The organism is Deltaproteobacteria bacterium (genome assembly GCA_009930495.1).
Taxonomy (GTDB): Bacteria; Desulfobacterota; Desulfovibrionia; order Desulfovibrionales; family Desulfomicrobiaceae; genus Desulfomicrobium.
Genome location: RZYB01000197.1, coordinates 1 through 4,226, shown reverse-complemented (window position 1 = coordinate 4,226; position 4,226 = coordinate 1). Strand labels below are relative to the sequence as shown.

The following is a 4,226-nucleotide window of genomic DNA, read 5'->3' as shown; positions in this document are numbered from 1 at the left end:
GAAAAAACGACTGGGTCACGTTCTTCACGTCGTCCAGGGCACTGGTCATGATCACCTTGACTTCCTTGGCGGAAGGGATGCCCCGTTCCTTTTCCTTGGCCCGGATAATCCGCAGCGCGTCATGTCCGGTCATGTTCGGCATCATGATGTCCAAAAAAAGGACATCGTAGGGCGTCCCCGCTTCCCACGCCAAATCAAAAGCCTTGACGGCTTCCAGGCCGTCCACGGCGACATCGCAGTCCCCATATTCGCGCAGCAAGCGCTGCATGACCTTGCGCCCGACAAAATCATCCTCGACAATCAAAATTCGCATCACCGCTCCACGTTACTGTCATTGATAGTTTGACCGACACAGAAAAATACCGAGCACGAACGGACCCGCCAGCGCGGCGATCCCGTCCGAAATCAATGGGCCGCCCCTTCGCGGTTTTCGGCCTCTGTCCGTCCGCCGGGCCGCGCTCCGATCCGGGCCAACACCTGGCACACGTCGCGGGCGCCAAGGGGCTTGGCGACATAGTCCGTCATGCCGGCCGACAAAAATTTCTCCCGATCCCCGGCCATGGCATAGGCGGTCATGGCAACGATCGGCACGTCCCGCTTGCGGCCCAGGGTTGGATCGTCACGGATCAGGCGCGTGGCCTCGACGCCGTCCATGATCGGCATCTGGACGTCCATGAAGACCAAGTCGAAATCCCCGTCCCGCAGCGCATCCAGGGCCCGCCGTCCGTTCTCGGCCGTGGTCACGGCGTGGCCGATCTTTTCCAGCATGCGTCGCGCGGCGAACAAGCTAACCCGATCATCCTCGACCAGCAAGATCCGCAGTCCCGTGGGAACGTCGTCATCCCTCTCGGGGGGCGCGTTCTTTTCGCCCACGGCCGGCGGCAAGGGCAGGGAGATGCACACCGTCGTGCCGTCGGAGCCATTGTCCACGGATAAATTTCCGCGCATCAGGCCGACCAGGCGCCGGACAATGGCCAGCCCCAAGCCCGCGCCCTGGTGCTTCCGGACATAGGAACCCTCGCCCTGGACAAAGGGTTCGAAAATCGACGGCAGCCGTTCATCGGAAATCCCGATACCGGAATCCGCGACACACAACAGCACCATGGGCGTCTTGCCGTGGGGCAGTGCCGTGATGTCGGCGCGGACAAAGCCGTGTTCCGTGAATTTGATGGCATTGCCCACCAGATTGAACAGCACCTGACGCACGCGGGAATCGTCGCCAAGCACGAAAGGCGGGACATTGTCCGCGATGGCCACGCCCAACTCGATTCCTTTTTCCCTGGCCGCCAGGGAAAAAATACCCAATGTCGAATCCCGCAGTTCCCGAGGGTCGAAGGGACGCTCGTCAAGGGCCAGCCGTCCCGATTCAATCCGGGACAGATCCAGGATATCGGACAAAAGCCGGGTCAGGCGCATGGCCGAGGATATGGCCAGGCCAATGTATTCCTTTTGCTCCGGAGTCGATCCCAAATCCTCCATCAGCTGCAGGATACCCAGCACCCCGTTCAGGGGCGTCCGGATTTCATGGCTCATATTGGCCAGAAATTCAGACTTGGCCCGATTGGCGGCCTCGGCGTCCTCCTTGGCCGCGCGCAAGGCATCTTCATTGCGGACGCGCTCCGTGATGTCCATGAACGTGCCGAACACCCTGACCACGTGACCGTCCTCCAAAACCGCCTGCCCCATGGTCCGAACCCGCATCCGCTTGCCCGTGACCGAAGTAAAGGGCGCTTCGAGATCATAAGGCTGCCCTTCTTCAAGACAACGACGGAAGGCATCGTACACCCGCTCCCGATCATCGGGATCATAGCAGGCCAGGCTGCGCTCCCGAAGCTCCATCGCCCCAAGCCGCTCCTTGGGATCGAAACCGTGCAACAGATACAGCTCTTGGGTCCAGCTCAACACCTGCCGCCGCGCGTCAAATTCCCAACCTCCGACCCGGCTCAGGCGCTGGGTCAGATTGAGCAGGGTTTCGCTCTTATGCAGCTCGTCCTGGGCCCGTTTGTATTTGGTGAAATCCGTGACAAAAACCGCCAGGGCCGTGACCATGCCCTGGGAATCCAGGACCGGGGTCAGGCTGTGCCGCATCCACCGCCCTTGTCGCTCGTCCTCGAATGTTCGCGCCTCGCCCGTGCGCAGCACTTCCTTGAAATGCCTGAAGCGCTCGCGCCCAACCTCGGGCGGAACAAAATCAAACACGTTCATGCCCACGCACTGCTTCACGCTCCGTCCCACGCGGGCGGCAAAAGTATGGTTGGCGGTGATGATCCTGGCGTCACGGTCGAACAGGGCGGCCGACTCCTCGATGGCGTTGAGCAGCGAGGCCAGATTATTTTCGGATCGACGCAAGGCGGTCACGGCCCGTTCCCGTTCGGTGATGTCGATATTGGCCCCAAGAATACCCAGGACACCCTCGCGCCCACGGATGGGCGCGATGATGTCGTACCCGATGCGCAGCTCTCCCGAGGGCAGGGCGTACGCCCGCTCGGTTTTCACGATTTCACCGGCATAGGCGCGGGCATTGGCGGTTTCCCAAGCCTTGAGCACATGCGCCGGAAGAGTCTGCGCCCCTAATGGGTCATGGACCAAATCCCCCCAGACACGCACTGAGACAGCGCTCTGCATGACAACCCGGCCATCGAGATCCCGAACCCAAAAATCAAAAGGCAGGTCGCGGAGCATGACCGCGAGCAATGCGTCCTGGTGGGCGGCGGCCTTTTCCATGTCCTCGAGCCTGGCCACCTTGGATTGAAGCTCCGCCAGTCTTTGGCGCAAGTCACGATTTTCGGCCAAAAGCTGATCACGGTTTTTTTCTTCGTCGCGCATGGCCTCCTCCAGCCTTGGGTCACGGCCCTCCGGGCCGAGCCCGAAGCAACCAATCTTCGCCGCGCACGGACTCGCGCCGCGATCAAAAGGAATTATACCACGAATACCCGCTATCGAGACGTTGGGGAACCAAAATCTGACGATCCGGACAACCCCTCCGCCATTACGCTCCGGGAAACCAGCGTCCATGCGACTCTCGAACAGAAACTGGATCACATCTCCCAATACACATTTTTTCCTGGATTCTTTTACCCCACGTCGTGTAGGGGATTGTAGAAATTCACAATTCGATTCCACGTCGAATGATGGATCGCGGAAAAACGGCATTCCACCCATTGAGTCACCCGTACGGAGGAAAGGATGAAAAACATCAGGCTCGGCATCAAAATCAGCATCGGCTTCGGCATCCTCGTTCTCATTGCCTGCACCCTGGGCGGAATGGCCGTGTACAACATGAAAAGCGTGGAAGGGGACACCGCCAGACTGGCCAATGAATTCGTGCCGGAAGTCAACCTGGCCAATGGCCTGGAGCGCTCGTCCCTGCTGACCATGTATGCCTGGCGTGGATACGCCTTCACCAAGGGAAACGACTTTCTGGAAGAAGGCAAAAACACTCTGGACGTGCTCCAAAAAAACCTCGACGCGGCGAAGGGGCACGCCGACAAATACCCGGAACTGGTCAAGCTGCGTGAGCATCTCGCCACCGCCCAGAGCAAGGTGACCGAATATGCGGCCCAATCCGGCGAAACGGAAAAACAGATGCGCGCCCAGGACGAGCTTATCGCCGCGCAACGTGCCGCCGGCCGGGTCATCGTCAAGCAGGCCAATGACTTCTTGATTTCCCAGAACCAGGCCATGGCCCGGGAATTCAACGAGGGCGCCCTGCCCGACAGACTGGCCGAACGCCTGCGAAAAATCAGCGGGATCAACGAAATAACCACCATGATCAACGAAATCCGGATCAAATTCTGGTCCGCCATCGGGCAGCGGGATCCCCGCGTCATGGAAGAAGGGCTGCGGCTGATCCCGGGCATCGTGACCATGCTGGAAAATTTGCGAACAATGACCCGTCATGAGGACAATCTCAAACAAATCGAAGCCATCCACCAAGCGGCCCTGACCTACAAAACCAGCATGGACGCGACCCTGGCCAACTGGAAGGAACTAGAAAAACTGAACACGCTGCGCACCCAAACCGGCCAGGAGATTCTGGAAGCCGCCCAGAGCACGGCCATGGCGGGCCTGGACCAAACCCAAGCCATCGCCGACACCGCCGAGGCCAACCTGTCCCGGGCCTCGACCATCATGATCGGCGGTCTGGGCCTTGGCGTTCTGATCGGCATTCTCACGGCCATCCTGCTGACCAGGGCCATCACGGTCCCGGTCTACAAGGGCGTGGA

At 60.1% G+C, this 4,226-nt stretch carries 3 protein-coding genes; 1 reads left to right on the top strand and 2 read right to left on the bottom strand.

Translation table 11 applies throughout. The features are described 5' to 3' along the window. A partial coding sequence (locus tag EOL86_12355; protein ID NCD26366.1) for a response regulator occupies nucleotides 1-313 on the bottom strand: 313 nt, incomplete at its 3' end. A 92-nt stretch (nucleotides 314-405) separates the two neighbouring features. Beyond that, complete coding sequence (locus EOL86_12350; protein NCD26365.1) at nucleotides 406-3,900, bottom strand: response regulator; 3,495 nt, start codon at nucleotides 3,898-3,900, stop codon at nucleotides 406-408. Between EOL86_12350 and EOL86_12345 the strand changes: the two genes are divergently transcribed. Then, nucleotides 3,889-4,226: chemotaxis protein (locus EOL86_12345; GenBank protein NCD26364.1), on the top strand; the 338-nt coding region annotated here is incomplete at its 3' end. The two genes, EOL86_12350 and EOL86_12345, sit on opposite strands and share 12 nt — an antisense overlap.

Bases quoted from the DNA above. Each gene is read 5' to 3' on its own strand.
- EOL86_12350 (NCD26365.1), bottom strand. From the start codon at position 3,900: ATGACGGGTCATTGTTCGCAAATTTTCCAGCATGGTCACGATGCCCGG.